Below are 23,740 nucleotides of genomic sequence, written 5' to 3' on the forward strand. Positions count from 1 at the left end.
CATCCGCCCGCCTCTTCACTCCAGACCCGCAGCGGATGGTTTTCACAGACCCATCCCAGACCGCGGCAGAAGGGGCATAGTCTGGTCACAGCGTATCCGGCGTCCTTAAGGTGTTCGATCTGTCTTCGTTGCGCAGCTCCTGCTCGGCCGCGTGCCAAAACTCGTCCTCACGGCCCTCGGGCTTGCCGGCGCGCTCCCACAATTGGTGCGCCCGCTCTCTGATCTCTTGCTCATTCGGCTCGGACAATTGCGTCTCCTGTCATGAAGCGCGGCCTCACCCGGGGTTTTTGGGGCTGGAAGGCGGGGCCGCGCGGGCCAGCCATCGGCGACGACGCCGGCCCGCCGATTCAAGCTTTGATCTGGCGCAACAGTTCCTGTACCTGCGTCACCATAGACGTCCGGCGGTGAAGTTTGCGCCGATTGCGCCCGCTACGTCGTGCGACGCCTTCACTGTCGCAGTCAGCAATGACCGACGCGCTGAGCTGCGGTGCCATCTTCCGGACTTGCCCGCGGCCCGTGTGGCGGGCTAGTTCAGGTTCGATCCGGAATGCTGAAAGGGCCTCGGTCTCGATCGAGGCCTTTTTCGTGCCCGGACGTGCCCCCGTTGCAATCGCCCGACATGAAGCCTTACGACAACAGAGCCTGGTTCCTGGTGCTTCCCGCGCTGGTCATTGTGACCTTCGTCGGAATCCTCCCCCTGGTCGCCGTCACCAATTACTCCTTCCAGGACTTATTCAGCCTGAACAACCCCTATTGGGTGGGTGTCGACTGGTACAGGAACATCGTGACTTCTGAACGGTTCTACGCCAGCCTGGGGCGAAGCCTTCTGTTCTCGGCCATCGTGCTGTCGATCCAGCTGCCGCTCGGCATCTGGATCGCCCTGTTGCTGCAGCGATCCCGCCAATTCATCGTCAGCGCGGTTCTCGTCCTGATCACCGTGCCGCTGGTGGTGCCCTGGAACATGATCCCGGTGATCTGGCTCAACTTCATCAATCCCAATGCCGGCATCGCCGGGCGGATGCTGGCCTGGATGGGTATCGGGTTCGACTACAAGTTCAATGCCCTGCACACCTGGATCGTACTTGTCGTGATGGACACCTGGCATTGGCTCGGGCTCGTGGTCGTGCTGGCCTATGCCGGGATCTCCAGCATTCCGCCCGCCCACTATCAGGCCGCAGCGATCGATTCCGCGTCGCAATGGCAGGTGTTTCGCTACATCCAACTGCCGAAGATGAAGACCGTGCTGTCGATGGCGGTGCTGCTTCGCTTCATGGACAGTTTCATGATCTATATCGAGGCCTTCCGCATCAATGCCGGCGGACCCGACAGCGCCACCGCATTCCTCAGCCTCGACCTCGGCGAGGAAATCCAGTCCTTCAACTATGGACCGTCCGCAGCCCGCTCCATCGTCTACTTCCTGATCGTCCTGACGGTCGCGTGGACGTTCAAGGCGGCAACAAGCACGCGGGCGCCCGATGCCATGGAGCCGGCCAAGTGAAGTCATCGATCGGGCGGATCACCCTCTTCGCCGTGATAGCCGCCTTCGTGCTGGTGCCGCTGGCGCAGACGATCATCACAAGCTTCGTCTCGACGTTGCCGCGCGCCGGGATCGCGGACGGACATTTCAGCCTCGTCAACTACCAGAACATCCTCCAGTCACCGGTCCTGAAGGAATCGATTCTCAACTCCATCATCTATGTCGTGCTGAATGTCGCGCTCTGCCTCGGCGTCGGCCTGCCGGCCGCCTACGCATTCGCGCGCTACGGGTTCGCCGGCGATCGCCAGCTGTTCTTCCTGCTGCTGGTGTTCCGCATCACGCCGACCGTCGTGCTCTCGCTGCCGATCTTCGTGCTGTTCGCGCAGATCGGGCTGGCGAATACACCCGTCGGCATCGCGCTGGTTCATTGCGTCTTCAACATTCCGATCTCGATCTGGATCCTGGAGGGTTTTATCGCCGCAGTGCCGCGCGAGTTCGACGAGACGGCGTTCCTTGACGGCCACTCGCTCCCGAGCTTCTTCTTCCGCCATCTCATTCCCGCCATTGCGCCGGGCATCGGCGTGGCCGCGTTCTTCTGCTTCATCTTCTCCTGGGTGGAGGTGGTGCTGGCCCGCATCCTGACGACAACAGGCGGCAAGCCGATCACCATGGCCATCAACGCGCTGTTCGGCTTCCGGACCGATGTCGGCCTCGTCATGGCGATGACCGTGCTCGCGCTCGTTCCGGGGGTAGCGATGATCTATTTCGTGCGCAATCACCTCGCCAAGGGCTTTGTGATCCGCACCTGAGCCGAATCGACTAGATGCCCCAGCGCAGCGCCGCGGTATGCACCGGGGCGTCCCACAATTCCTTTGACGCGCCGTCGAGCACGGAGACGGTGATCGATGCTCCGGCCATGTCGAGAGAGGTCACGTAAGACCCGGTCAGGAATCGCGTCGCCATGATCGCCGCCCCGTCCAGAATGCGCTTGGCGCTGTTGGCCATCAGATACAGCTCGATCAGCGGCGTTGCGCCGAACCCGTTGACCAGAAGCAGGACTTCGCTGCCCTTGCTCGGTGCGAGATCCCCCAGGATCGCATTGAGCATCTCGGCCGCGATGTCATCGGCGGATGCCAGCGGCACCCTGCGGCGCCCCGGCTCGCCATGAATACCGACGCCCATTTCCATTTCGTCGTCGGCCAGCGTGAAGTTCGGCCGGCCCGCCGCCGGAACGGTGCATGGCAGCAGCGCCACGCCCATCGAGCGGGTGCGCCTGTTGACGTCATCACCGAGCGTCTTGAGCGCGGCGAGCGGCAGTCCCTTTTCGGCCGCGGCGCCGACCATCTTTTCCACGATCAGCGTGCCCGCCACACCGCGACGGCCCGTCGTGTAGGTCGATTTCTCGACCGCGACGTCGTCATTGGTCACTACGCTCGCGACCTCGCGGCCGGCCATCTCGGCGGCCATGGTGAAGTTCATCACATCGCCTTCGTAATTCTTGACGATGAAGAGCACGCCCGCACCGGTGTCGACGGCCTCGGCGGCCTCGATCATCTGATCCGGCGTCGGCGAGGTGAAGACCTGGCCCGGACAGGCCGCGTCGAGCATGCCCTGGCCGACGAAGCCCGCATGCAGCGGTTCATGGCCGGAGCCCCCGCCCGAGATCAGCGCGACCTTGCCCGGCTTCAGATTGCGGCGGCGCACGAACTTCCTGTCGGCACCGAGCAGCAGGATATCGGCATGGGCTGCCGCCAACCCGTCAAGACTCTCTTCGAGCACCGTATCGGCGCTGTTGATCAGCTTTTTCATGGCGTCCTCCCGATTATTTATCTTGTGTTCCGAATTCGTCAGCCGATGCTCTCGGCGTAGCGCGCAAGCTGGGCGGCAAAGTCGATGACGAGCTGCTCGAGCGCGCGATTTTTCTTGTCATCGCCGAGATCCGGCACCGTCACGGTAACCGTGCGCGTGCGCGCCTCGCGATGGGCACCGCGCAGCCGACCCGGATGCGCGCGCCCATAGGCCTGGAGGAAAGCCGTCCGCTCGGCGCCCGAGAGATGGCAGACCTCGAAGATGATCGCGACATGCTTGGCCGGAATCGGCACCAGATAGGCCGGATTGGTGATCTGGCTGACGAAGGAGCGGTTCTTGCCCAGCGCCGCCGCGAGTTTCAAGCGCGTTCCGGATGGCCGGTTGTCGAGCGCCCGCCGCAGGATCAGCTTGTAGTCGGCGACATTGCTGTCGCCCGGCCGGCTTGTGTCTTCGTCGTTATCATCCGTCATGCAGTCACCCCGGCGATGGCGGCCTTGAGCCTGGCCACCGCAATCGGCGAGACCGAAAGAGTCGTCAAGCCTGTCGCCAGCAGCGCCTTGGTCAGACGCGTATCCGCCGCGGCATCGCCGCAGAGCGAGACCTCGACGCCGCGCTTGCGCCCGGCTTCGACCGTTCGCGCGATCAGCGCCAGCACCGCGGGATGGCCGGCATCGTTGAGATCGGCGACAGCGCCGATGTCGCGCGCCGCGGCCATTGTGTATTGGGTCAGGTCGTTCGACCCGATGGAATAGAACGCCGCGCCGAAGTCCTCTGCACATAGCGCCGCCGACGGGATTTCGACCATGATGCCGAGCAACGGACGGGCGCAGGCGGTGCCCGCAGCCTTGAGTGCCGCGAACTCCGCATCCAGCATGGCGTTGGCGCGATCGAGCTCCGCAGGGATCGCGATCATCGGAAGCATCACCTTGAGCGTCCCGTGGACAGCCGCACGGCAAAGCGCCCGCAACTGCACGCGAAACACCTCCGGCCGCGCCAGCGACAGCCGGATCCCGCGCAAACCCAGGAACGGATTGCGCTCATCATCCACCGTGACGCCGGGGATTGGCTTGTCGCCGCCGGCATCGAGGGTGCGGATCGTGACCGGCCGTCCAGCGGCCCATTCGAGGATGCGCCGGTAGACCGCATATTGCGCATCCTCGCCGGGAAGTCCCCTCGATCCTTCGAACAGAAACTCCGTCCGCACGAGACCAATGCCATCGCAAATTGCGGGATCGAGGCCTTCGACGTCTTCGGGCGCAGCGACGTTGAGGAGGACGGCGATGCGACGGCCGTCCGCCGTCAGCGCCGGTTTGAGACGACCGGCATCGGCAGCGATCCGTGCAGCATTCGCCGCCGCCATGCGGTCCTCGAAAAGGCGGCGCGTCTCGGGCTTGGGATCGAAGATCACGGTGCCGGCGTCACCGTCGACCAGCGCCACTGACGGCGGCTGTCCGTTCCACGGCAATGGACCCAGTCCAACCACCATCGGGGCACCGCGCGAGCGCGCGAGCATCGCGACATGCGACGACGGCGACCCGCTCGCCAGCGCAATGGCACCGCCACGGGTCCAGTCGACGGCGAGGAACGTCGAGGGCGAGATATCGTCACCGGTGACGACGGATTCGCCTGATATCCTTGCGATCGCATCCGCACCACTCAATCCTGCGAGCACGCGATCGCGAATGTCGACGAGATCCGCGGCGCGCGCCCGGAAATACTCCTCGTCCGCCGCACGATAGCCTGCGATCTCCGCGTCGAGTGCCGTGCGCCAGGCCTCGTCCGCAGCCGTGCCGGTGGCCACAGCTTCATACGCACTTTCCGCAAGCGCATCGTCACCCAGCATCGCGACCTGGAACTCCAGGATCTCCGCGGCCTCGCCGTGAACCGTCGCGATCAGTTCAGCGAGTTCGGCTGCCGCCCCGTCGATGGCCGCCTTCAGCGCTGCGGCTTCCTGAGCCGGATCGCCCTTCGTCACCCTGCTCGCGACTTCTCTCGTCAGCACCGCGACCGGGCCGATGGCGAGGCCAGGCGAGGCGGGATGGCCGGTGAGATGGATCTCGCCCACGATTCTACGCCTCGCCAAAACCGTCATGCACCAGCGCCAGCATGGCCGCGAGCGCCGCGTCGCCATCGGGACCGGCGACGCGGAAATGCAGGGTCGCGCCCTGCGGCGCCTTTACGCGCATCACCTTCACCGGGCTCTTGGCGTCGGTCCAGGGCCCCTCGGCGGCAAGCGCAATTTCGATCTTGGCGGCAAAGCCTTTGGCGCATTGCGTGAGCTTCACCGACGGCCGCGCGTGCAGGCCGACCGGATTGACGAGGACCGCCGAGGCGGTCAGCGGCGCAAACGTCTGAGCCACCCGGTTGGCGTTGGCATCATGCATAGAATTCCTCCGCACTGCGCTTGACGGCGGCCAGCGATGAGCCACCCGAAGATTCGGTCGCGGCGATCACAGCCCCCTCGACCACCGGGGCATTACAGACCAGCACGCGCGCGCGCCGGTCTTCGGGCAGCATCTCGACCGCCATCTCCGAATTGGTCTCGGCACCACCGAGATCGACGAGGATGGCGACGCCCGCCGATGACCAGGCGTTCTCGATCGCCTCGAGAATCCCAGCGACGTTCGTACCGAGCCCGCCATCGACATCGCCGCCGGTCCAGGCCAGCGGCACCGCGTCTCCCACCATCTGGCGCACCATATCGGCCGCACCTTCCGCGATCTTCGGCGAATGCGACACGATGACGATTCCGACGTTGCTCATGGGTTGACCTCGAACTCCAGTGTCTCGACTGCTGCGCCGATCAGAAGCGACGCCGAGCGCGAGCCCGGATCCATATGACCGATGGAACGTTCGCCCAGAAACGACGCGCGGCCGCGAATCGCCTGCATCGGCGTGGTGCGATCGGCCGCTTCCGCAGCCTCGGCTGCGATCGCCTTGGCATCGCCGCCGCCCGCCAGCACGGCGTGCACGGGCACCAGGACATCGAGCAGCGTTTTCTGTCCCGCCTCGGAACGGCCGCGCGCCTTGACGGCCTCGATCGCCTTCTCCGTCGCCGCAACGAGATCGACGCGGCTCGGCTGCTCCGGAAGCGCCTTGCCCAGTTCCATGAAGAAGGTTCCGACCAGTGGCCCCGACGCACCGCCGACCTTCATGACCAAGGTCATTCCGATCGCCTTCAGCATCTCGGGGAGCGACTTGTCGGCAAGGCCGGGCAACGCCGCGAGCACCGCCTCGAAACCGCGCTTCATGTTCAGCCCGTGATCGCCGTCGCCAATCGCCTGATCGAGGCTCGTCAGCTCGTCCGCGTGTTCAATCACTGAGCCTGCCAGCGCTCGCACCAATTTTTCCCTGGCATCCCGATCGAGGCTCATGCCGCTACCCTCCCGCCGTTCGCATCGAAATACAGCGGCTTGTTCAGACGGAGCGACACGACGTCTCCGGCGTCGAAGCCCGCCTCGGGATCCGCTAGCGTCACGACCGGTCGGCCGGCGAGATCGAGATGGAGATGGCTCTGGTCGCCGAGGTGCTCGACCCGCTTGACGGTCGCCGAGATGTCGCCGCCGCCGCGCGCAATCGTCAAATGTTCGGTCCGCGCGCCAATCGTCTCGACCCCATCAGGCGCGCGGCCGAACAGCGCCGCGGGCAGCAGATTGATCACCGGCTGGCCCAGCCGCGCCGCGACATGCGCGTTGATCGGGTTCTCGTAGATCTCCCGCGGCGTGCCGATCTGCATCAGCCGCCCGCCTTCGATCACGCCGATGCGCGAGGCCATGGTCATCGCCTCGGTCTGGTCGTGCGTGACATAGAGGATCGTCGCGCCGAGATCGACCTGGATCCTCTTGAGTTCGAGCCGCAACTCGCCGCGCAGCTTGGCATCCAGCGAGGAGAGCGGCTCGTCCATCAGGTAGATCGAGGGCGAACGGACCAGCGCCCGGCCGATCGCGACGCGCTGCATCTGCCCGCCCGACAGCTGTGTCGCCTTGTTGTCGAGCTTGGTCTCGATGTGAAGCAGACGTGCGATCTCCTGCACCTTGGCGCGAATGTCGGCTTCGGCCACGCGGCGGGTCGGCGCTCGCAACGAGAAAGCCATGTTCTCGAACACGGTGAGATGCGGATACAGTGAATATTGCTGGAAGACGAAGGCGACGTCACGATCGGCCGGTGCATCGCCGGTCACGTCGCGTCCGTCGATGCGGATCGCGCCGCGATCCGGCTGCTCCAATCCGGCTATCAAGCGCAATGCCGTTGTCTTGCCGGCGCCGGTCGGCCCAAGCAATGCGACGAATTCGCCGTTGGCCACGGTCAGCGACAGATCGCTGAGAGCCTGCGTCCTGCCGAAGGCCTTGGAGACAGCGTTGATCTCGACCTCAGCCATGCGCACCTCCGTCATGCAGTGCAGTGCGTATCGCCCGGCCCGATGCCTTGTCGAAGATCGACAGCGTATCCGGCCGGAAGTCGAGCCCGACAGTCTCGCCGGTCCGAAACGACCGGCTGCTCGGTGAGCGGGCTTTGAGCGCACCGTAATGGGTCGTCACGGTCACGATCTGCATCGTGCCCAGATATTCCGTGCCATAGACCTCGCCGCGCACCATGCCGCGATCGGCGAACCGCACATGCTCGGGCCGCACGCCGAGCACGAGCTCGCTTTCCCTCATCGCCTCGCGGGCCGCCGGAATGGCCACGTCGCGCTCGCCGAGCCGGATCGCCTCTGCGCCGGTCTGCAAGCCACTACGGAACGGCAGGAAGTTCATCGGTGGCGAGCCGATGAAGTCGGCAACGAACAGCGAAGCCGGCCGGTCATAGATGTCGCGCGGACTTGCGACCTGCTCGACGACGCCGTTGTTCATCACCGCGATCCTGTCAGCCATCGCCATGGCTTCGAGCTGGTCATGGGTGACATAGACGGTGGTCGCTCCCAGGCGATCATGAAGAGCCCGCAGTTCATGAATCATGGCATCGCGCATCTCGGTATCGAGTGCACCGAGTGGCTCGTCCATCAGAAAGCACTTCGGCTTGCGCACGATCGCCCGCCCCAGCGCGACGCGCTGCCGGTCGCCCCCGGCAAGGCCCGAGACCGAGCGGTCGAGGAGATGGGAAATCCGCAGGATGCGCGCGGCCTCTACAACCCGCCGGTCGCGTTCGGCCGCGCCGATCCCTTCGCATGTCAGGGGAAAGCCGATGTTGCGCCGGACATTCATGTGCGGATAGAGCGCGAACAGCTGGAACACGAAGGCGATGTCGCGTGCCGAGGCGCGATTCATCGTCACGTCCTCGCCGTCGAGCCGGATGGTGCCTGCCGTCGGCAGCTCCAGGCCCGCGATCATGCGCAGCGTGGTGGTCTTGCCGCAGCCGGACGGTCCGAGCAGGCAGAGGAACTGGCCGTCCTCCACCGTGAAGCTGGCAGACTTCACCGCATGAAAGCTGCCAAAGGATTTGTCGAGCGCCTCGACCTTGATCTGTGCCATCGCGCGCTACTCCCTTACCTTGGACACGATGGTGAACATCACCGTGCCGAACAGGGTCGTCGCAAACGACCAGGAATAAAGTGTCAGGGACAATGGCTGCATCAGCATCACCACGCCGGCGGCGATGATCGTCGTCGCGATGGCTTCGAGTGGACCGCGGCGCAGAATGCGGTCCGCAACACCACGGCGCGCGACGGAGGGGGCGAGATCGATGCTCATTTGCGCACAGCTCCAAAGGTGATGCCGCGCAGCAGGTGCTTGCGAAGCAAGACCGTGAACACCACGATCGGCACCAGAAACAGCGTCGTGCCGGCGGCCACCGCGGGCCAGTCCTGCCCGCCCTCGCCGATGATGATCGGAATGAACGGCGGCGCGGTCTGCGCGTTGCCTGAGGTGAGAAGCACCGCGAAGGCGTATTCGTTCCAGGCGAAGATCAGGCAGAAGATCGCGGTTGCCGCGATTCCCGTGGTCGCCTGCGGCAGCACCACCTTCACGAAGGCCTGGAAGCGGGTGTAGCCGTCGATCATCGCCGCCTCCTCGTACTCGCGCGGGATTTCGTCGATGAAGCCTTTGAGCAGCCAGACTGCGAGCGAGACGTTCACCGAGGTGTAGAGCAGGATCATCCCGAGTCGCGTATCCGACAAACCGATGGTGCGGTACATCAGATAAATCGGGATCGCGACCGCGATCGGCGGCATCATCCGGGTCGACAGGATGAAGAACAGCAGGTCATCCTTCAGCGGCACGCGGAAGCGCGAGAAGCCGTAGGCCGACAAGGTGCCGAGCGCAACGGCGAGCACGGTCGAGCCGAACGCAATGATCAGGGAATTGACGAAGCGCGGCACGTAATTCGAGCGACCGGCGACCACCATGTTGCGGTCGCGCACGATGCTGTCGCACAGCCCCTGCGGCGGTCCCAGCGAGCGGATGAACTCCGGCGTCTGGCGCGAGCGCGTCGTGAACAGGTTGCAGAAGCCTTCGAGCGATGGCTTGAACAACACCTTGGGCGGATAGGAGATCGCATCGTCAGGCGACTTGAACGCGGTGAGCATGATCCAGACCAGCGGGATCATGGTGATGACGGCGTAGAGCACGACGAGCGAGCCGGCAAGGCGCCGCGTCGTGGCCGACGGCTCGACGACCGAATGGGCTGTGGTGACTGATGTCATCGGCTTTTCACCTTGTTCAGCGCCTTCACGTATATGTTGGCGAGACCGAAGACCGTCACGAACAGGATGATCGCGAAGGCCGAGGAATAGCCGGTGCGCCAACTCTCGAACGCGGCACGCTTGAGCGTGATCGAGGCGACTTCGGTGGTCGATCCCGGCCCGCCGCCGGTGAGCAGATTGACCATGTCGAACATCTTGAAATTCTCGATGCCGCGGAACAGCACCGCCAGCATGATGAACGGCAGCGCCATCGGCAGCGTGATCGACCAGAACTGCCGCCATTTCGACGCGCGGTCGACCTCGGCGGCCTCATAGATGTAATCAGGGATCGAACGCAGGCCGGCGAGGCAAATCAGCATCACATAGGGCGTCCACATCCAGGCATCGACGATGACGATGGCCCAGGGGCTCAGCGTGACGTCGCCCAGCATCTGGAAGGACGAGGCGGCGCGGCCGGTAAGGAAGGCGACGACGTAATTGAACAGGCCGATCTGCGGCTGGTACAGGAACGTCCAGAAATTGCCGACCACGGCCGGCGACAGCATCATCGGCAGCAGGATGATCGTGGTCCACATCCCATGGCCGCGGAACTTCTTGTCGATGAGATAGGCCAGGCCAAATCCGAGGACGGTCTCGATCACCACCGTCCAGATCACGAAATGCGCGGTGACCTGCATTGCCGCCCAGATGTCCGGATCGGTCAGGATCGATTGGTACCAGTCGGCGCCGAGCCAGATCGTCGGCACGTTGGCCCTGTTGGCGCGGTAATTCGTGAAAGACAGATAGATGGTCCAGAGCAGCGGAAAGATGTTGATCGCCAGCAGCAGCACGATCGTCGGCGTGATGAAGAGCCAGGCGAGCATCCTGTCCGACAGGCCCCGGATACGGCGCGCGACGCCTGGCCGGACCATGACGGCCCGATAGGTGATCCGCGAAGAGGCACTCAATTCATTCATTGCAGCGACCGATCCTGGCACCCGGCGTCGACGATGCGACTGTTCCGGTCATCTTGAAGGAGAGGCCGGAGCGCGAGCGCACGCGCCCCGGCCAGCGTGCTTCAGAACTTCTTGCCTTCTTCCTTGAAGATCGCTTTCCAGTCCTTCACCAGACCGTCGAGCGCTTCCTGTGCGGTGCCCTTGTCGGCCACCACATAGTCGTGCACGCGCTTCTGCTCCGCCTGCAGCAACTGGGCGTAGGACGGCTCGGCCCAAAAGTCGACGACCATGCCCATTGACTGCAGGAACTCCTTGGCGAAGGGCGCGCTACCGGGGAAGCTCGGATCGTTCAGCACCGATTTGGCGCAGGAATAGCCGCCGAGCGCCCACCACTTCTTCTGGACGTCCCCCCCGGAGAACCACTTGATGTATTGCAGCGCTTCGGCCTGGTTCTTGGAGTAGGACACCACCGAGATGCCCTGGCCGCCGAGTTGTGTCGCCTGTCCGGCGGGACCGGCCGGATTGACGAAGAAGCCGATCTTGTCGCCACCGACATTCGGGTCCTTGTAGAGGCCCGGGAAGAAGGCGAAGAAGTTCATCTGCAGCGCGACCTGGCCGGACTTGAAGGCATCAAGTCCCTCCGACATGTAGGAGTTGGAGGCGCCGGGCGGCGTGCAGCACTTGTAGAGCTCCTTGTAGGCTTCGAGCCCCTTCACCGCGCCGGGCGAATTCACGAGCCCGTCCATCGCATAGGGCTTCTTAGGATCGTCGTATTTGAAACCGTAGTCGTAGAGGTAGTTCGAGACACCCATGGTGATGCCTTCCGAGCCACGCTCGGTGTAGATCGAGGCGCCATAGACCTTCTTGCCGTCGATGTCGCGGCCCTGGAAGAATTGCGCGATGTCCTTGAGCTCATCGAGCGTCTTCGGCACGCCGATCTCGCGGCCGTACTTTGCCTTGAAGTCCTTCTGCACGTCCGGCCGCGCGAACCAGTCCTTGCGATAGGTCCAGCCCACCGCATCGCCCATCGCCGGCAGCGCCCAGTAGTTCGGCGAGTTCTTCGGCCACTCGGAATAGCCGACCACCGTCGCCGGCATGTAGTCGTCCATGCTGATTCCTTCCTTCTTGAAGAAATCGTTGAGCTTGACGTATTGGCCGTTCTCCGCGGCGCCACCGATCCATTGTGAATCGCCGATGATGAGGTCGCACAGCGAGCCGCGCGAATTGAGCTCGTTCAGGAAGCGATCGGCGTAATTGGTCCACGGCACGAACTCGAACTTCATGCCGATACCCGATTTGGCGGTGAAGTCCTTCGACAATTCGACCAGCGCGTTGGCCGGGTCCCATGCGGCCCAGCACAACGTGATGGTCTTGCCCTGCGCCTGCGCGGGCGTGGTCCCCGCTGCGACACCGAGCGCGGCGGCAACAGCCCCGCATGCCACGACAAACGTATTCATCGTCCGTTTCATTGCACGTTCCCTCCGAGTGGGCCGGCCATCGACATGGCGCGGCGTTCCTACCCGCTCGAATGCTTCGAGCAGAGCGACACAGTCCGTGATGAGCTGAGTAACTAAACTAACGTTTCCTCGCGCCACCCGGATTCTATAGGCCCGGCAGGCTCGATTTGTTTAGTGAACCACCATTTACTAAACATTGCAAGCGGCTTTGGCGCCTTCTGCGGGGCGATCTGTCTGAAGCCATCGCGCGCCCCGTGCAGGACTCGCTCCGGCTTGCGATTCCGATTTTTAGAATTTCGCTGTGAAGGTGCGTCTTCACTGTCGAAGTGTTACGGTCGCGCCAATATCAGTCGCTGCAGTCCTAAGGACATGCCGGGCCCCCACATTGCCGAGCCCAGCGTGACCACCGTGCATATCAAAGATCTTGTTTTTTCCGTTCATGAGCGCTGCCCGCGCAGCCTTGGTGAGGAGCTGTCGATGTCAAGCCTGGAAGCACCTGAGAATACCGAGCCGACCTTCAATCCATTCTCGCCAGCCTTCCTCCAGGACCCATACTCTCATTACGCGCGGCTGCGCGCGTTCGATCCGGTTCATCTGGCTCGCTTTGGCGCTTATGTGATCAGCAGGCATGCCGATGTCGGCTTTGTCCTGAGGGATCGGCGTTTCGGCAAGGACTTCATCGAGCGCAGCCGGCGGCACTACGGTCCTGAGATCATGGCGGAGACGCTGTTCGATCACATGTCCCGGACGATGCTGCTCTCCGATCCGCCTCAACATGAAAGGCTGCGCGGCCTCGTCGTCAAGGCGTTCACGGCTCGACGGGTCGAGGCTATGCGGCCACGCATTCAGCAGGTCGTCGATGACGCCATCGATGCTGTCCTCGACGTCGGGAAAATGGATCTGGTTGCGGATTTTGCCCATCATCCTCCGGTCGCCATCATCTGTGACATGCTGGGAATTCCCGAGGAAGACCGGACGCTCTTCCACGCCTGCTCGGAAGACAGCGTCAGAATCCTGGAGTCGGCCCCATTCACGCCCGAGGAGCTCGCGACCGCAAACGGTCGCGTTCAAACCGTCCGGAGCTATTTCGAGCGACTCTACGAGCAGCGCCGCCGCTGTCCCGGCGATGACCTGACGACGCAGCTCATGCAATCCGAGGAGAGCGGCAGCAAGTTGACGAACGAGGAACTGACGGCCAGCATCATGCTGCTGTTCGTGGCGGGACATGAGACCACGATCAATCTGATCGGCAACGGCTTGCTGGCGCTGCATCGAAACCCGCAGCAACTCGCGTTGCTTCGCGACAGGCCGGATCTGATCGGCTCCGCAGTCGATGAATTTCTTCGCTACGAGCCGTCGATCCAGTTCACGGGTCGCGTGGCGCTCGAGGACGTCGAGGATCTCCACGGAAAAACGATCCCGAAGGGCGCGAACGTGTTGTGTCTTCTGGCGTCGGCCAACCGCGACGAGGCGGCCTATCCGGATCGGCCGGAACAGCTCGATATCACGCGACATGGCGGAAGAAATTCATCATTTGGCGGCGGCATTCACTTCTGTCTCGGGGCTCAACTTGCGCGATTGCAAACAGAGATAGCCGTCGTTACGCTGCTGCGGCGAATTCCTGAATTGCGGATCGACAACACCGAAAATCCCGATTGGAAGCCGAAGTTCGTCATGCGCGGGCTGAAGACGTTGCCCGCGAGCTGGTAGTTGACGGCCTCTTGGTGGACGCGTCCGGACAAGGGAAAAGCGCACGGTTGAGGCTGGAGTTGCCCGGGGGATCCTTGAAGGACAAGAAGTGGCTGATTCTCACAGCGCTTTTCCTTGGGCGCTGCATCATGGGGATGCAGTTCCAGAGCGTGGGCTCGCTTGCGCCGCTGCTGAAGGCCCAGGACATCGATTACGGCCAGCTTGGTGTTCTCATTGGCGCCTATCTGGCGCCGGGTGTGTTGCTGTGTCTCCCTGGCGGAATTGTCGTCTCGCGGCTCGGCGACCGGGCATCTGTCATTTTCTGTCTCGTCCTCATGGCCTGCGGCGGAGCCCTCGAGCTGCATGGCAGCTGGATGGGTTATCTGGCGGCGAGATCGATCGCGGGAGCCGGAGGTGTCGTGCTCACCGTCGCCGCGACCAAGATGATCGCCGATCGGTTCTCCGGCAGGAATCTTGGGCTGGCCATGGCCGTGTTCGTCAATGCATGGCCATGCGGCATCGCTTTGTCGCTGGTCTGCCTGCCACCGATCGCTCAATCGTTCGGGCTGCTTCAGGCCCGTGCGTTCCTGCTGGGTCTCGTTGTCGTCGCGCTGCTTCTGAACGTGCTCCTGATCCCCAACACGGCCGGGCCCGGCGCGGTCGCGTCCGTGTCACTGCCGCGAGGGCTCGCCCTCCTGGCGATCTCGGTGGTCGGCGTGCTCTGGGGAATTGCGAATGCGGCCTTTGCCACCGTGTTCGGCTTCGGTCCGGCGCTGCTCGTGGAGAAGGGTTTTGTGGCCAGTGTTGCGGGCTCCTATGTCAGCATCGTGTTGTGGATGTCGCTGCTCTCGATCCCGGCCGGAGGGATCATTGTGTCCAGACTGTCGAAGCCAGGTGGCCTGATCGTCCTGTCCCTGGCTGTCGCCGCGGGAGCGCTGGTGGCGGTGCCGCACATGCACGCCAATATCGGGCTGTTCGTGCTGATCGGGATCGTTTCCGGCTTGCCCGGCGGCGCCATGATGACATTGCCGGCGCAGGTGTTGACCACGGAGATCCGGGCGGTCGGCATGGGTGTCTTCTACACGATTTCCTACGCCATCATGCTCAGTTTCCCTGTGCTGCAGGGTCTGCTTGCCCGCTCGGCCGGGTCGGCTTCCATCACCTTCGACACCGCGGCTGTCGCGATGCTGCTTGCCATTCCGGTATTTGGTGTCTTCGCGTTGCTCGTCCGGCGGCCTGGCGGCGATCTCGCTACCGAGCCGAGCTCCTGACGCGGAGCGGCCGGAATCGCGTCAGCGCATTTGACGACACGTCAGCGAATTCAAACAGCAGACGCGCGCCTGCACTCTTGCGAGTGATTTCGTCCGAGCTTTGCCTTGTCGTTCCGCCCTTCAAATCCGAGAGCAACTGGGATCGGAGTAGACCGGCGATCAGACGGGCTCAAGGCTGGTGCTGGCGCACCCCCGCCTTCGGCGGGGACGAGCGCGGATGAGTGAAAAGGAAGGGCCGCATTCCGTTTCCGGGCGATCCGGTATCTGCGAGTATGGAGACTGGTTGGCACACCTGCGTCAGGCGCATGAGCCAACGCCGAATTTGTTAGTCAAAGCTCACTCAGCGGCGGCCGTTCGACAAGGCGTTTGACCAGAAGCAATCCTCTCTTGCCCTGCGGCTAGACGTCGTGGGCGCCCGATCAGATATCCCTGCATCTCGTCGCATCCTTCGCTGAGAAGGAGCGCCATCTGGGTTTCGGTCTCGATCCCTTCTGCGAGAACCGGGACACCAAGCCCATGGGCAAGCCCGATCACAGCCCGCACAATTGCCAATGAGCGCTCGCTCTGACCGAGAGAGGCGACGAAAGACCTGTCAACCTTTATCCGGTCCAACGGGAACGCCTCGAGATAGGAAAGCGACGAATATCCGGTCCCGAAATCATCCAGCGCGATCAGGACGCCGAGTGCCTTGAGCGCCTCCATCGTCCCCTTGGCGCGAGGGACGTCCTCGATCAGGACGCCTTCCGTGATTTCAAGTTCCAGCCGAGCGGCTGAAAGGCCGCTGTGCTGCAGCGCCTTGCGCACCTGCCGATCGAGGTTTTCGCGGCGGAACTGTGCAGCCGAGACATTGACCGCCACGCGAAGCGGCTGATCCCAGGAAGCCGCTTCAAGGCAAGCTTCCATGAGGACCCAGTCGTCGATCTCGGCTATAGCGCCGCTCTGTTCGGCAATCGGGATAAATTCTCCTGGAAGAACGACGCCACGAACTGGATGCCGCCAGCGAACCAGCGCCTCGTAGCCCAGGAGAGTGGCTTTCCGATCCTGCTGCGGCTGGTACTCCAAATATAGCTCTCCGCGCTCGACGGCGCCTCGAAGATCGTGCTCGAGCGCACGGCGGTCGCGCAGCTGCTGATCCATCGCGCTCGTGAACAGACGAATGGATCCCCTGCCCTCATGCTTGGCGCGATAAAGCGCGGCGTCCGCATTTGCCAGCAGGGCTACGGCGTTGTCCGCATCTCTCGGATACAGCGCCACGCCGATACAAAGGTCGATCCTCAGCGCATGGCCTTCCACTTCGATCGAACGCTCGAACTGCGCCCGCATCCGCGTGGCGAGCAATTCAGCGGTTGCAGGCAGCGGCAGCTGATCAACAATTCCGATGAATTCGTCGCCACCAACGCGCGCGACGTATGCGCCCTGCGCCGCCTCCTGCAGCCGCCGGGACGCTTCGCGCAGGACGGCGTCGCCAACGGCATGACCAAAACGATCGTTGATCTCCTTGAAATGATCAAGGTCGATGCAAAGCACCGCGAAGCTAGCATCCGTGAGCTCCGCGCGTTCGATGGCGGCGCCGAGTTGCTCGTCCAGGGCGGCCCTATTGGGCAGCTCGGTCAGGGCATCATGACAGGCGAGATAGCTCACCCGCTGCTGTGCTCGATTTCGCTCGGTTACGTCGAAGGCCACGCTGACATCAGCCGGCTGCCCATCGTAGAGGAGCGGCCTCGAGTCGATCACGACCTGGATCTCTCGTCCTTCGGCGGTCTTGTGGACCTCGAAATCGCTCTGTCCTTGCTTTTGCTCGCCGTATTCGAGCTCGTGCTCGGACATCAGAAGCAAGTCATGGCGAGAATAGCCATAGTGCCGGCACAGCGCGCCGTTCACGGCCAGGAAGCGCCGCGTGGTCGCCTCCGCCACCCACATGGGAAGAGGGTTCTCCTCGAACAGGAGGCGGAAGGACGCCTCGCGGCGCTTCAGGTCGGTGATGTCGATCCGGACTCCAATGCTGCCTCCGTCGCTGGTCCGCCTTTCCTCAACCCGGATCCAGCGGTCACCAATCAGATGCTGCTCATGCGAGTAGTGCGGCAACGCGTGGCGGGCCAGGCGGTCAGCGAGCCATTGTTCTTCTCGCCCCACGGCCTCCGGGTACTGCCCCGCCGCCAGGCCGGCGCGAAGAATGATCTCGAAAGGTGTGCCGACGGCCAGTGCGTCGCGACTTGCGGCGTAGAGCTCGGCATACGGACGATTCCACAGAACCAGACGATCATCCTTGTCGAACACAGCAAGCCCTTCGGGGACGACATCGAGGGCTTCGGTCAGGTGGGTGTGAGCGGCCCGCGCGGCTGCTTCGGCCTGCTCGGCCGCGGCCTTGGCTTCCGTAAGAGCGGTCTCGATCCGATGACGCTCAGTGATGTCCTCGTGAGTCGCGACCCAGCCCCTTCCCTCCATCGGACGATGCCGTATCCGCACGATCCGGCCGTTGCTCAACTCCACGGTGGTATCCGAGCTTTCGGCGATTACCGGCGCGCTGTTTCGCCAGACGAGATAATCTTGCTTCGACATTTTCGGCGCGCTGCCGACCGAATAGCGGAGATCGACGATGTCGTTCAGCTTCATGCCAGGGCGGACCACCTTCGGATCCAGATCATAGATCTCGAGGTACTGCCTGTTGCAGACGATCAGGCGCTGATCATCGTCGAAGAAGCATAGGCCTTGGGACATATTGTTGAGCGCCCTGTCGAAGCGCTCCGCGAACGCGGTTGCGGTCTGCTCTGCGGCCCGGGCGCGCTCGCCCTCGGCAGACAGCCGCCCGTGGGTCTCGACCAGTTTGACGAAAGAGCGAAAATTGGTGTTGATCATCCTGGCGAGCAAGGCGAGCAGCGCCAGCAGATTGATCCCGACCGAGACCAAGACTCCGTCGCCCGAGAGCAGCAGGAGGGTCGCGATCGGTGCGCCGGCAATCAACATCACCAGGCGAGACGCCGGCGGGAAGCTACCAAGGCAGTATGCAGTACCGACGCAGCCCATGAACAGGAGAAGAGCAACTGACACTCGCAGTGCCGGCTCGACCACTACGAACAACGCAAGAATCCAAATCACGAAGCCGGAGCTGAGCACTATGGCGGCGAGACGGACCTTTTCAAGCTCGCCGTAGGCTTCTGCGGCCGTGAAATCTGTCTTCTTCAACCGGAGCCACTGGGCTATCCGAAAGAAACAGGCAGCAAGGAGAGCGGCTGGCAAGGCAAATCGCAGCCACGCCGACACTGTATACGGAAGTAACAGCCCCACACTGATGCTATTGACCAGGAGCGCGGCGTAAAGGACCGGGACCTGCTGGCGCAGCACTCGGAACTGCTCAACGAGCAACGAGGCGCCGAACCGATCGTTCGCATCGCCTACAGCGAAAGACTCACGAAATCGCGCGAAGAAGCCCATCAAGATTGTCCCGGCCGTCCACACGTTAGGGCGGAGAGACGAAGGACCCGTAAAGACATTTGGTGTTTCGGGAATTAACGGCAAATCCCTCAGCTTATAACATATGTTAGTCGCGCCACGGCTTCTGTTCGGGACGCAACACCACCAAGCTTGGTGGCACCTACGTGCAGACGCACATCGGGCTTCCGAACAGGAGTCGGCGATGGCCGCTTTCTTCCTTGTCCTGGCACATGCAAAAACATGACAGCACTCTGCATCGGGAAGAAAGGGAACTTTCGCGCCCCGCGCGCCGTTGGCAGTGACTACTTAGAAGCTACTGGAGGAGAGGACATCATGAAGAAACTGATCGCATGCGGCGCTCTCGCCGCCTTTGCGCTGGGTACCCAGGCGGCGAGCGCGGCCGAGTTCTATATCGTGCGCGATGCGAGCACCAAGAAGTGCACCGTCGTGGACAGCAAGCCGACAACGACGACCACCACGGTCGTGGGCGACGGCATCTACAAAACCAAGACGGAAGCCGAGTCCGCCGTGAAGACCACGAAGGTCTGCACCGAACAGTAATCAGGGTGCTCGGCCGTAAGGCCCGTCAAATCTGCTTGCATATATAGAGGAGAAGATCATGCCCGTACTTTTGCTGTGGGCGGTTCCCGCCGTCATCTTCGTCGGCGGCGCCGGATACTTCCTGGTTCACACGCACTGATTGCAATCTCGACGGCAAACGGCCAGCTCGGATCCACGAGCGGGCCGTTTTGTTTTGTGGAGCCCGAACTGCGGCCCACGGGCGGGCAACCGACCAGCGCCGAGAAGCTTCGTTTGCATCGATGCGGACGAACGCGCCGATCCTTTCCTCCTGTTGCGCTCCTCAAGACTGGCTTCGTCGCGGCGACGACTGGCCCAAATGATCCTGCGGACAGAACGAGCTTAGCACGCCCTGTCTCGAGCGCGCTCGCGCGCTGCTCGCCGGCGCTGCAGCCTTCGGCTGCGGCCCGTTTGTCTGGCCACAAGAAGCGGTGACGCTTGCGTTGACACTGAAGATTCCGCCCCGGGCGCAGCGCCGCCCGTCTGCATCTCAGCGGACTTGGCCTCCATGTATTCGAGCACGGCCCGCCCCTTGTCCGTGATCCGCCATCCCCCGTTCAGACGCGCGACAAACAGCATCTCGCACCGGCATTCCTCACCACCATCCGCTGGCAAAGGGGTCGGGCCGCTCCAAGGCGAGACGCCGGTCGGGAGTTCTTTTGTGTAGCTTTGCCGAGCGCTTCGGTTGGGGGCGGGTCGCTGCGGCCGCGCGCACAGGCGTGTCTTTCTTCGGCTCGGCGGCAGGCGTTGCAGGCACCGCAGCCATGGCTTCGCGCACTTGCTGCTGAGGTTCTTCAGCAGGTGGTTCGGCCTTGGCGATTGCGGGCAAATCGGTGCGAGCGCGGGTGTCGAACACGATCTTCTCCGGGAGGCTTCTCGCTGAGGCGATCCGAATGATGGTTCTGTCTGGCTCGGACCGGCCCGCCTGCTCGACCGGCGCCGGCAGATACGAATCCGCAGCGAAGAGCAGCGCCAACAGCAGCCCGCCGACGAAGACGAAATAACGAATGATCGGCATGAACGGCCGCTCGCAAAGGAGAAATCGGGTATGGGCGGGAAAGGATCGGAGTGACGGGGGCTGCTTTCAGCGACCCGCCACTGGAGGGCTTAGTCGATCTCCTGGACGACCGTGCGGGTCGACGGATCGACCAGCATCACGCGCTCGCCTGAGTAAACGTAGCGGTACTTGGTCAGCGAGGGACCCCAGTCGGCAGGCACCGCCTCGAGTTCGACTTCGCGGGGCACCGGTTGACCGACGACGATCTTCTCGCGCGTCTCAACGGGACGGACCTTGTGTTCGGTGACGAAAGTGCGGATCTTTGTGCGGTATTCCGGCTCGATCTGCACGGCAGCGGTGTGACCCGTGCCGGTCGTGGTGACGACCGTGGACTGCGCCAGCGCGCCTGTCGAGATCAGCGCGACCATCGCGGTCGTCAGTAGAAGCTTGTTCATTTTGTTGGTTCTCCTCGCCGCCATATGCGGCATGCGAGAACTTACGAATGACGGCAAGGTTCCGGAAAACGGCCCGATCAGCTGCCTGATTTTCCCGAGTCGCGGAGACGAGAACGCTGTCGCGCGGGGTGCGGGGAGCCGTCTCTGTTCATGGAGGCGACTCACAACCAAATGGCAAGCACGGGAATCCTGGACCGCCCGATCTCGCAGAATGAGGTTAATGCCACACGCCAGATCGGGATTCTGCGGGAGATAACAAAGCTGGCATTCGCCTGGAAAGGCATCAATGCCGCTCTGCCCCGGAACTTCAGGAGCCTCTCCCATTTGACTGTTTCGGTCGACGGGTGGTGTCGCCTTGGAGGCAATACGATGAACCGACTACTTTTCACCGGGTCTGCTGTCAGCATTCTCTTTCTATCTTCAATACTGTCAGCGTCAGCAATGCCCATAGCGTCTCCAGGTGCGCTGGGGACCTCGAACAGCGGTGTTATCCAAGTCAAAGGAGGCCATGGTCATGGCGGCGGACACGGCTGGGGCCATCACGGCGGACGTGGTCATCACTACGGATGGGGTAGAGGTCGCGGCCATCACTACGGCTGGCGGCATCACGGCTGGTAAGTAACTTACCACGCCCATTTTCGACGCCGCCCCAGTTGGCGGCGTTTTTCGTTCACCAACCCTGTCTCACGATTCTAGGCCCACCGCCTCCCTGAAGCGGGCCCCTGCCTACACTTACAATGGGTGCTTGCCGCAGAGCGCCGGGCTGCCCCCTCGCGTCGTCCTCTCCGGACTGGTCCGCAATCCCAGCAGGCACGCCCGATGGAGGCCGCCTAACATTTGTTTCAGTCACCAAATCAAGCCGCCGCACTTGTCTTGGGTGGCACTCCGAATATTGTGGTGGGACGACGATTTGGACCAGATATGCATACCGTTCGGCTGTGTTATCTCCTTCTTTTTTCCCTGTCCTGGCTCAGCTTAGGTTCGGCTCAGGCGCATAGAGTTGCGCTGGTGCTCGGCAACTCCGCGTACAAGAGCGTGCCACGGCTGGTCAATCCCGTGAACGATGCCGCTCTGGTCGGCGACATGCTCAAGAAGGCCGGGTTCGAGTCCGTCGACATCAGGACGGATCTCAACGCTATCGAGATGCGGAAGGCCTTGCGCGATTTTGGTGCTCGGGCGCGCGAGGCCGATATCGCGGTTGTCTACTACGCTGGTCATGGTATCGAGCTCGACGGAGTCAATTATCTGATCCCCACCGACGCCGCGCTGGAGACCGACAGTGATGTCTTAGACGAGACCGTGGCGCTAGATCGTGCGCTGTTCGCCGTCGAGCCTGCCAGACAGCTACGTCTGATTATCCTTGACGCCTGTCGCGACAACCCATTCGCCAAGACCATGAAGCGGACCGTGGCCTCCCGGGCGATCGGGCGCGGCCTTGCGAAGGTCGAGCCAACGAGTCCGAATACAATGATCGCCTTCGCCGCCAAGGCGGGATCAACGGCATCGGACGGCGATTCGAAGAACAGTCCATTTGCAGCGGCCATAGTTGAGCGGCTTCCGACGCCCGGTCTCGACTTGCGTAAGGCATTTGGATTTGTGCGAGACGATGTCCTTAAGAAAACCGGCTACAAGCAGGAGCCCTACGTCTATGGCTCTCTCGGGGGCGAAGATGTTTCATTGGTGCCAGCAATGTCCGCAGGTGCACCGCAGCAGGCCGATCCGCAGTCTGCCGCTCGGCGGGACTATGAGCTCGCGCTCCAGGTCGGGACCCGAGCGGTCTGGGCTGCGTTTCTCGCTCAATATCCCGACGGCTTTTACGCCAGCCTCGCTCACGGACAGTTGGATCGAGTCGCCGCCGAGGAGACGCGCGCAACGGCTGCTGAAAGAGCCCGGATTGCTGAAGAGGAGAAGGCTCGGCTCGCGGCCGACCAAACCAGGAAGACCGAGCAAGACAAAGCGGAGGCCGCAGCTAAGGCCGCCGAGGACGACCGCGTCGCTGCCGAGAAATTGCAGCTGGCGGTGGAAGCGAAGGCGGCAGCAGCCGAACGAAAGCGGAAGGAGATGGAAGCCGCGGCTGAACAGAGCGTTGCCAAGTTCGACGAGAAGCAGGCTATTACTCAGCCGTTTGCCACCGAACACCAGCAGAAGGTGGCCGCACTTCCACCGTCAACAAGTCAACCTGAGCGCTCGGCAGAGGAGATCAAGAATTTGGTGCAGCAGGAGCTGCGCCGCGTTGGCTGCTTGACCGCAACATCAGATGACGGCTGGAGCGCTACGTCGCAGCAATCAGTTTCAAACTTCAACAAGTTTGCAGGGACGAAATTCGATACCAAGTTTGCCAGCCTGAACCTGCTCGACGCCATCAAGGCCCGGCGCGACCGCGTCTGCCCGAAAGTTTGCGAGCGGGGTTTTGAACCAATCGGCGATCACTGCGTCAGGCGCACGTGCGGGGGCGGACTGGCTCTCAGTGAGAAGGGCGAGTGCATTCAAAGCGACAAGACGCCAGCGCGAAAACCCGAGCGCCCCCTGGCCGCTAGACCAGAGGCAATTGATTCCAAACCCGGCGAACGGCGCTCTTCGGCCCGCGGCCGCTGTACCAGCATTAGTCAGCGGTGCGCGCTGGAAATCGGCGGGCGCTGTGATGCTTCCACCGGAAAATGGGAGTATGGCCGGAATGGTGCCGGGGGAAATACCCAGGCATTCAACGCCTGCCTCGGGCGATTGATGGCTGGAAGCAGGTAACCAATGTGCGGGCCGCGGCGGTCTGGGATCGGATCCACGTCAATGGCCGAATTGCCCGCCGACCCGGCCCCCCGCTTCACCAGCTGACGACTAAGTTTTGCGATAGCCGACTTTGGTCTCCTTCGTTCGATCGACAGTGGGCACGCGCCGGACATTGGAACTTGGAACTCGGCTAGGCGTTTGGCTCCCGCCGGGGGCAAAATGACATATGGGCCAGATAGCGGTTTTCGAATTGGCGCGTCGCAGCGGAACGGCAGCAG

22 protein-coding genes are annotated in these 23,740 nt (G+C 62.8%); 6 read left to right on the top strand and 16 right to left on the bottom strand.

Annotated elements, in window-relative coordinates; all coding sequences use genetic code 11:
• Positions 1 to 85: 85 nt before the first annotated feature.
• Positions 86 to 247, bottom strand: coding sequence for a DUF2934 domain-containing protein (locus ACVIIW_RS02305; RefSeq protein WP_092239586.1), 162 nt, complete (start codon positions 245 to 247; stop codon positions 86 to 88).
• 372 nt (positions 248 to 619) lie between these two features.
• On the opposite strand from ACVIIW_RS02305, the gene ACVIIW_RS02310 reads away from it, so the two are divergent.
• Complete coding sequence (locus tag ACVIIW_RS02310) at positions 620 to 1,498, top strand: carbohydrate ABC transporter permease (protein ID WP_456705066.1); 879 nt, start codon at positions 620 to 622, stop codon at positions 1,496 to 1,498.
• Positions 1,495 to 2,286, top strand: a complete 792-nt coding sequence (locus ACVIIW_RS02315; protein ID WP_456699257.1) for a carbohydrate ABC transporter permease — start codon at positions 1,495 to 1,497, stop codon at positions 2,284 to 2,286. Before ACVIIW_RS02310 ends, ACVIIW_RS02315 begins: the two co-directional genes overlap by 4 nt.
• Positions 2,287 to 2,296: 10 nt before the next feature.
• Here ACVIIW_RS02315 and dhaK read toward each other — a convergent pair whose 3' ends face one another.
• From dhaK to ACVIIW_RS02375, 12 genes are all read right to left on the bottom strand, one after another.
• Complete coding sequence (gene dhaK / locus ACVIIW_RS02320) at positions 2,297 to 3,286, bottom strand: dihydroxyacetone kinase subunit DhaK (protein WP_456699258.1); 990 nt, start codon at positions 3,284 to 3,286, stop codon at positions 2,297 to 2,299.
• A gap of 38 nt (positions 3,287 to 3,324) precedes the next feature.
• Positions 3,325 to 3,756 carry a hypothetical protein gene (locus ACVIIW_RS02325; RefSeq protein ID WP_456699259.1) on the bottom strand — a complete coding sequence of 144 codons (432 nt, stop codon included), beginning with the start codon at positions 3,754 to 3,756 and terminating at the stop codon, positions 3,325 to 3,327.
• Complete coding sequence (gene ptsP, locus ACVIIW_RS02330; RefSeq protein WP_456699260.1) at positions 3,753 to 5,378, bottom strand: phosphoenolpyruvate--protein phosphotransferase; 1,626 nt, start codon at positions 5,376 to 5,378, stop codon at positions 3,753 to 3,755. Before ptsP ends, ACVIIW_RS02325 begins: the two co-directional genes overlap by 4 nt.
• Positions 5,356 to 5,670 carry an HPr family phosphocarrier protein gene (locus tag ACVIIW_RS02335; protein ID WP_456699261.1) on the bottom strand — a complete coding sequence of 105 codons (315 nt, stop codon included), beginning with the start codon at positions 5,668 to 5,670 and terminating at the stop codon, positions 5,356 to 5,358. The genes ptsP and ACVIIW_RS02335 overlap by 23 nt, the downstream gene beginning before the upstream one ends.
• Entirely contained in the window at positions 5,663 to 6,049 is a 387-nt protein-coding gene (gene dhaM, locus ACVIIW_RS02340; protein ID WP_456699262.1) for a dihydroxyacetone kinase phosphoryl donor subunit DhaM, read from the bottom strand. The genes ACVIIW_RS02335 and dhaM overlap by 8 nt, the downstream gene beginning before the upstream one ends.
• A complete protein-coding gene (dhaL, locus tag ACVIIW_RS02345; protein ID WP_456699263.1) occupies positions 6,046 to 6,660 on the bottom strand; it encodes a dihydroxyacetone kinase subunit DhaL in 615 nt (204 codons plus the stop codon). The genes dhaM and dhaL overlap by 4 nt, the downstream gene beginning before the upstream one ends.
• A complete protein-coding gene (locus tag ACVIIW_RS02350) occupies positions 6,657 to 7,664 on the bottom strand; it encodes an ABC transporter ATP-binding protein (protein ID WP_456699264.1) in 1,008 nt (335 codons plus the stop codon). The genes dhaL and ACVIIW_RS02350 overlap by 4 nt, the downstream gene beginning before the upstream one ends.
• A complete protein-coding gene (locus ACVIIW_RS02355) occupies positions 7,657 to 8,754 on the bottom strand; it encodes an ABC transporter ATP-binding protein (protein ID WP_456699265.1) in 1,098 nt (365 codons plus the stop codon). The genes ACVIIW_RS02350 and ACVIIW_RS02355 overlap by 8 nt, the downstream gene beginning before the upstream one ends.
• A 6-nt stretch (positions 8,755 to 8,760) precedes the next feature.
• Positions 8,761 to 8,973, bottom strand: coding sequence for a hypothetical protein (locus ACVIIW_RS02360; protein ID WP_456699266.1), 213 nt, complete (start codon positions 8,971 to 8,973; stop codon positions 8,761 to 8,763).
• Complete coding sequence (locus ACVIIW_RS02365) at positions 8,970 to 9,923, bottom strand: carbohydrate ABC transporter permease (protein ID WP_456699267.1); 954 nt, start codon at positions 9,921 to 9,923, stop codon at positions 8,970 to 8,972. The genes ACVIIW_RS02360 and ACVIIW_RS02365 overlap by 4 nt, the downstream gene beginning before the upstream one ends.
• A complete protein-coding gene (locus tag ACVIIW_RS02370; RefSeq protein WP_456699268.1) occupies positions 9,920 to 10,879 on the bottom strand; it encodes a carbohydrate ABC transporter permease in 960 nt (319 codons plus the stop codon). The genes ACVIIW_RS02365 and ACVIIW_RS02370 overlap by 4 nt, the downstream gene beginning before the upstream one ends.
• 101 nt (positions 10,880 to 10,980) lie before the next feature.
• Positions 10,981 to 12,315, bottom strand: a complete 1,335-nt coding sequence (locus ACVIIW_RS02375; protein WP_456699269.1) for an ABC transporter substrate-binding protein — start codon at positions 12,313 to 12,315, stop codon at positions 10,981 to 10,983.
• A gap of 477 nt (positions 12,316 to 12,792) precedes the next feature.
• On the opposite strand from ACVIIW_RS02375, the gene ACVIIW_RS02380 reads away from it, so the two are divergent.
• Both ACVIIW_RS02380 and ACVIIW_RS02385 read left to right on the top strand, forming a co-directional pair.
• Positions 12,793 to 14,025, top strand: coding sequence for a cytochrome P450 (locus tag ACVIIW_RS02380; protein ID WP_456699270.1), 1,233 nt, complete (start codon positions 12,793 to 12,795; stop codon positions 14,023 to 14,025).
• Positions 14,026 to 14,099: 74 nt separating this feature from the next.
• On the top strand, positions 14,100 to 15,275 hold the full coding sequence (locus tag ACVIIW_RS02385) for an MFS transporter (RefSeq protein WP_456699271.1): 1,176 nt from the start codon (positions 14,100 to 14,102) through the stop codon (positions 15,273 to 15,275).
• Positions 15,276 to 15,611: 336 nt separating this feature from the next.
• Here ACVIIW_RS02385 and ACVIIW_RS02390 read toward each other — a convergent pair whose 3' ends face one another.
• Positions 15,612 to 18,707 (bottom strand): EAL domain-containing protein, encoded by a 3,096-nt coding sequence (locus ACVIIW_RS02390; protein ID WP_456699272.1) that lies wholly within the window; start codon positions 18,705 to 18,707, stop codon positions 15,612 to 15,614.
• Positions 18,708 to 19,040: 333 nt separating this feature from the next.
• On the opposite strand from ACVIIW_RS02390, the gene ACVIIW_RS02395 reads away from it, so the two are divergent.
• A complete protein-coding gene (locus ACVIIW_RS02395) occupies positions 19,041 to 19,268 on the top strand; it encodes a hypothetical protein (RefSeq protein WP_456699273.1) in 228 nt (75 codons plus the stop codon).
• 613 nt (positions 19,269 to 19,881) lie between these two features.
• Here ACVIIW_RS02395 and ACVIIW_RS02400 read toward each other — a convergent pair.
• Positions 19,882 to 20,304 (bottom strand): hypothetical protein, encoded by a 423-nt coding sequence (locus tag ACVIIW_RS02400; RefSeq protein WP_456699274.1) that lies wholly within the window; start codon positions 20,302 to 20,304, stop codon positions 19,882 to 19,884.
• A gap of 89 nt (positions 20,305 to 20,393) precedes the next feature.
• Complete coding sequence (locus tag ACVIIW_RS02405) at positions 20,394 to 20,738, bottom strand: DUF1236 domain-containing protein (protein WP_456699275.1); 345 nt, start codon at positions 20,736 to 20,738, stop codon at positions 20,394 to 20,396.
• Positions 20,739 to 21,659: 921 nt separating this feature from the next.
• On the opposite strand from ACVIIW_RS02405, the gene ACVIIW_RS02410 reads away from it, so the two are divergent.
• The gene (locus tag ACVIIW_RS02410) at positions 21,660 to 23,480 is read left to right on the top strand and encodes a caspase family protein (protein ID WP_456699276.1); all 1,821 of its coding nucleotides are present in this window, start codon (positions 21,660 to 21,662) and stop codon (positions 23,478 to 23,480) included.
• Positions 23,481 to 23,740: the final 260 nt, after the last annotated feature.

The sequence above is a fragment of the Bradyrhizobium sp. USDA 4449 genome, from assembly GCF_054056275.1.

Excerpts from the sequence above, each read along its gene's own strand:
- ACVIIW_RS02310 (WP_456705066.1), top strand. The coding sequence starts at position 620 with ATGAAGCCTTACGACAACAGAGCCTGGTTCCTGGTGCTTCCCGCGCTG.
- dhaK (WP_456699258.1), bottom strand. The coding sequence starts at position 3,286 with ATGAAAAAGCTGATCAACAGCGCCGATACGGTGCTCGAAGAGAGTCTT.
- ACVIIW_RS02325 (WP_456699259.1), bottom strand. The coding sequence starts at position 3,756 with ATGACGGATGATAACGACGAAGACACAAGCCGGCCGGGCGACAGCAAT.
- ptsP (WP_456699260.1), bottom strand. The coding sequence starts at position 5,378 with ATGACGGTTTTGGCGAGGCGTAGAATCGTGGGCGAGATCCATCTCACC.
- ACVIIW_RS02335 (WP_456699261.1), bottom strand. The coding sequence starts at position 5,670 with ATGCATGATGCCAACGCCAACCGGGTGGCTCAGACGTTTGCGCCGCTG.
- dhaM (WP_456699262.1), bottom strand. The coding sequence starts at position 6,049 with ATGAGCAACGTCGGAATCGTCATCGTGTCGCATTCGCCGAAGATCGCG.
- dhaL (WP_456699263.1), bottom strand. The coding sequence starts at position 6,660 with ATGAGCCTCGATCGGGATGCCAGGGAAAAATTGGTGCGAGCGCTGGCA.
- ACVIIW_RS02350 (WP_456699264.1), bottom strand. The coding sequence starts at position 7,664 with ATGGCTGAGGTCGAGATCAACGCTGTCTCCAAGGCCTTCGGCAGGACG.
- ACVIIW_RS02355 (WP_456699265.1), bottom strand. The coding sequence starts at position 8,754 with ATGGCACAGATCAAGGTCGAGGCGCTCGACAAATCCTTTGGCAGCTTT.
- ACVIIW_RS02360 (WP_456699266.1), bottom strand. The coding sequence starts at position 8,973 with ATGAGCATCGATCTCGCCCCCTCCGTCGCGCGCCGTGGTGTTGCGGAC.
- ACVIIW_RS02365 (WP_456699267.1), bottom strand. The coding sequence starts at position 9,923 with ATGACATCAGTCACCACAGCCCATTCGGTCGTCGAGCCGTCGGCCACG.
- ACVIIW_RS02370 (WP_456699268.1), bottom strand. The coding sequence starts at position 10,879 with ATGAATGAATTGAGTGCCTCTTCGCGGATCACCTATCGGGCCGTCATG.
- ACVIIW_RS02375 (WP_456699269.1), bottom strand. The coding sequence starts at position 12,315 with ATGAATACGTTTGTCGTGGCATGCGGGGCTGTTGCCGCCGCGCTCGGT.
- ACVIIW_RS02380 (WP_456699270.1), top strand. The coding sequence starts at position 12,793 with ATGTCAAGCCTGGAAGCACCTGAGAATACCGAGCCGACCTTCAATCCA.
- ACVIIW_RS02390 (WP_456699272.1), bottom strand. The coding sequence starts at position 18,707 with ATGGGCTTCTTCGCGCGATTTCGTGAGTCTTTCGCTGTAGGCGATGCG.
- ACVIIW_RS02395 (WP_456699273.1), top strand. The coding sequence starts at position 19,041 with ATGAAGAAACTGATCGCATGCGGCGCTCTCGCCGCCTTTGCGCTGGGT.
- ACVIIW_RS02400 (WP_456699274.1), bottom strand. The coding sequence starts at position 20,304 with ATGCCGATCATTCGTTATTTCGTCTTCGTCGGCGGGCTGCTGTTGGCG.
- ACVIIW_RS02405 (WP_456699275.1), bottom strand. The coding sequence starts at position 20,738 with ATGAACAAGCTTCTACTGACGACCGCGATGGTCGCGCTGATCTCGACA.
- ACVIIW_RS02410 (WP_456699276.1), top strand. The coding sequence starts at position 21,660 with ATGCATACCGTTCGGCTGTGTTATCTCCTTCTTTTTTCCCTGTCCTGG.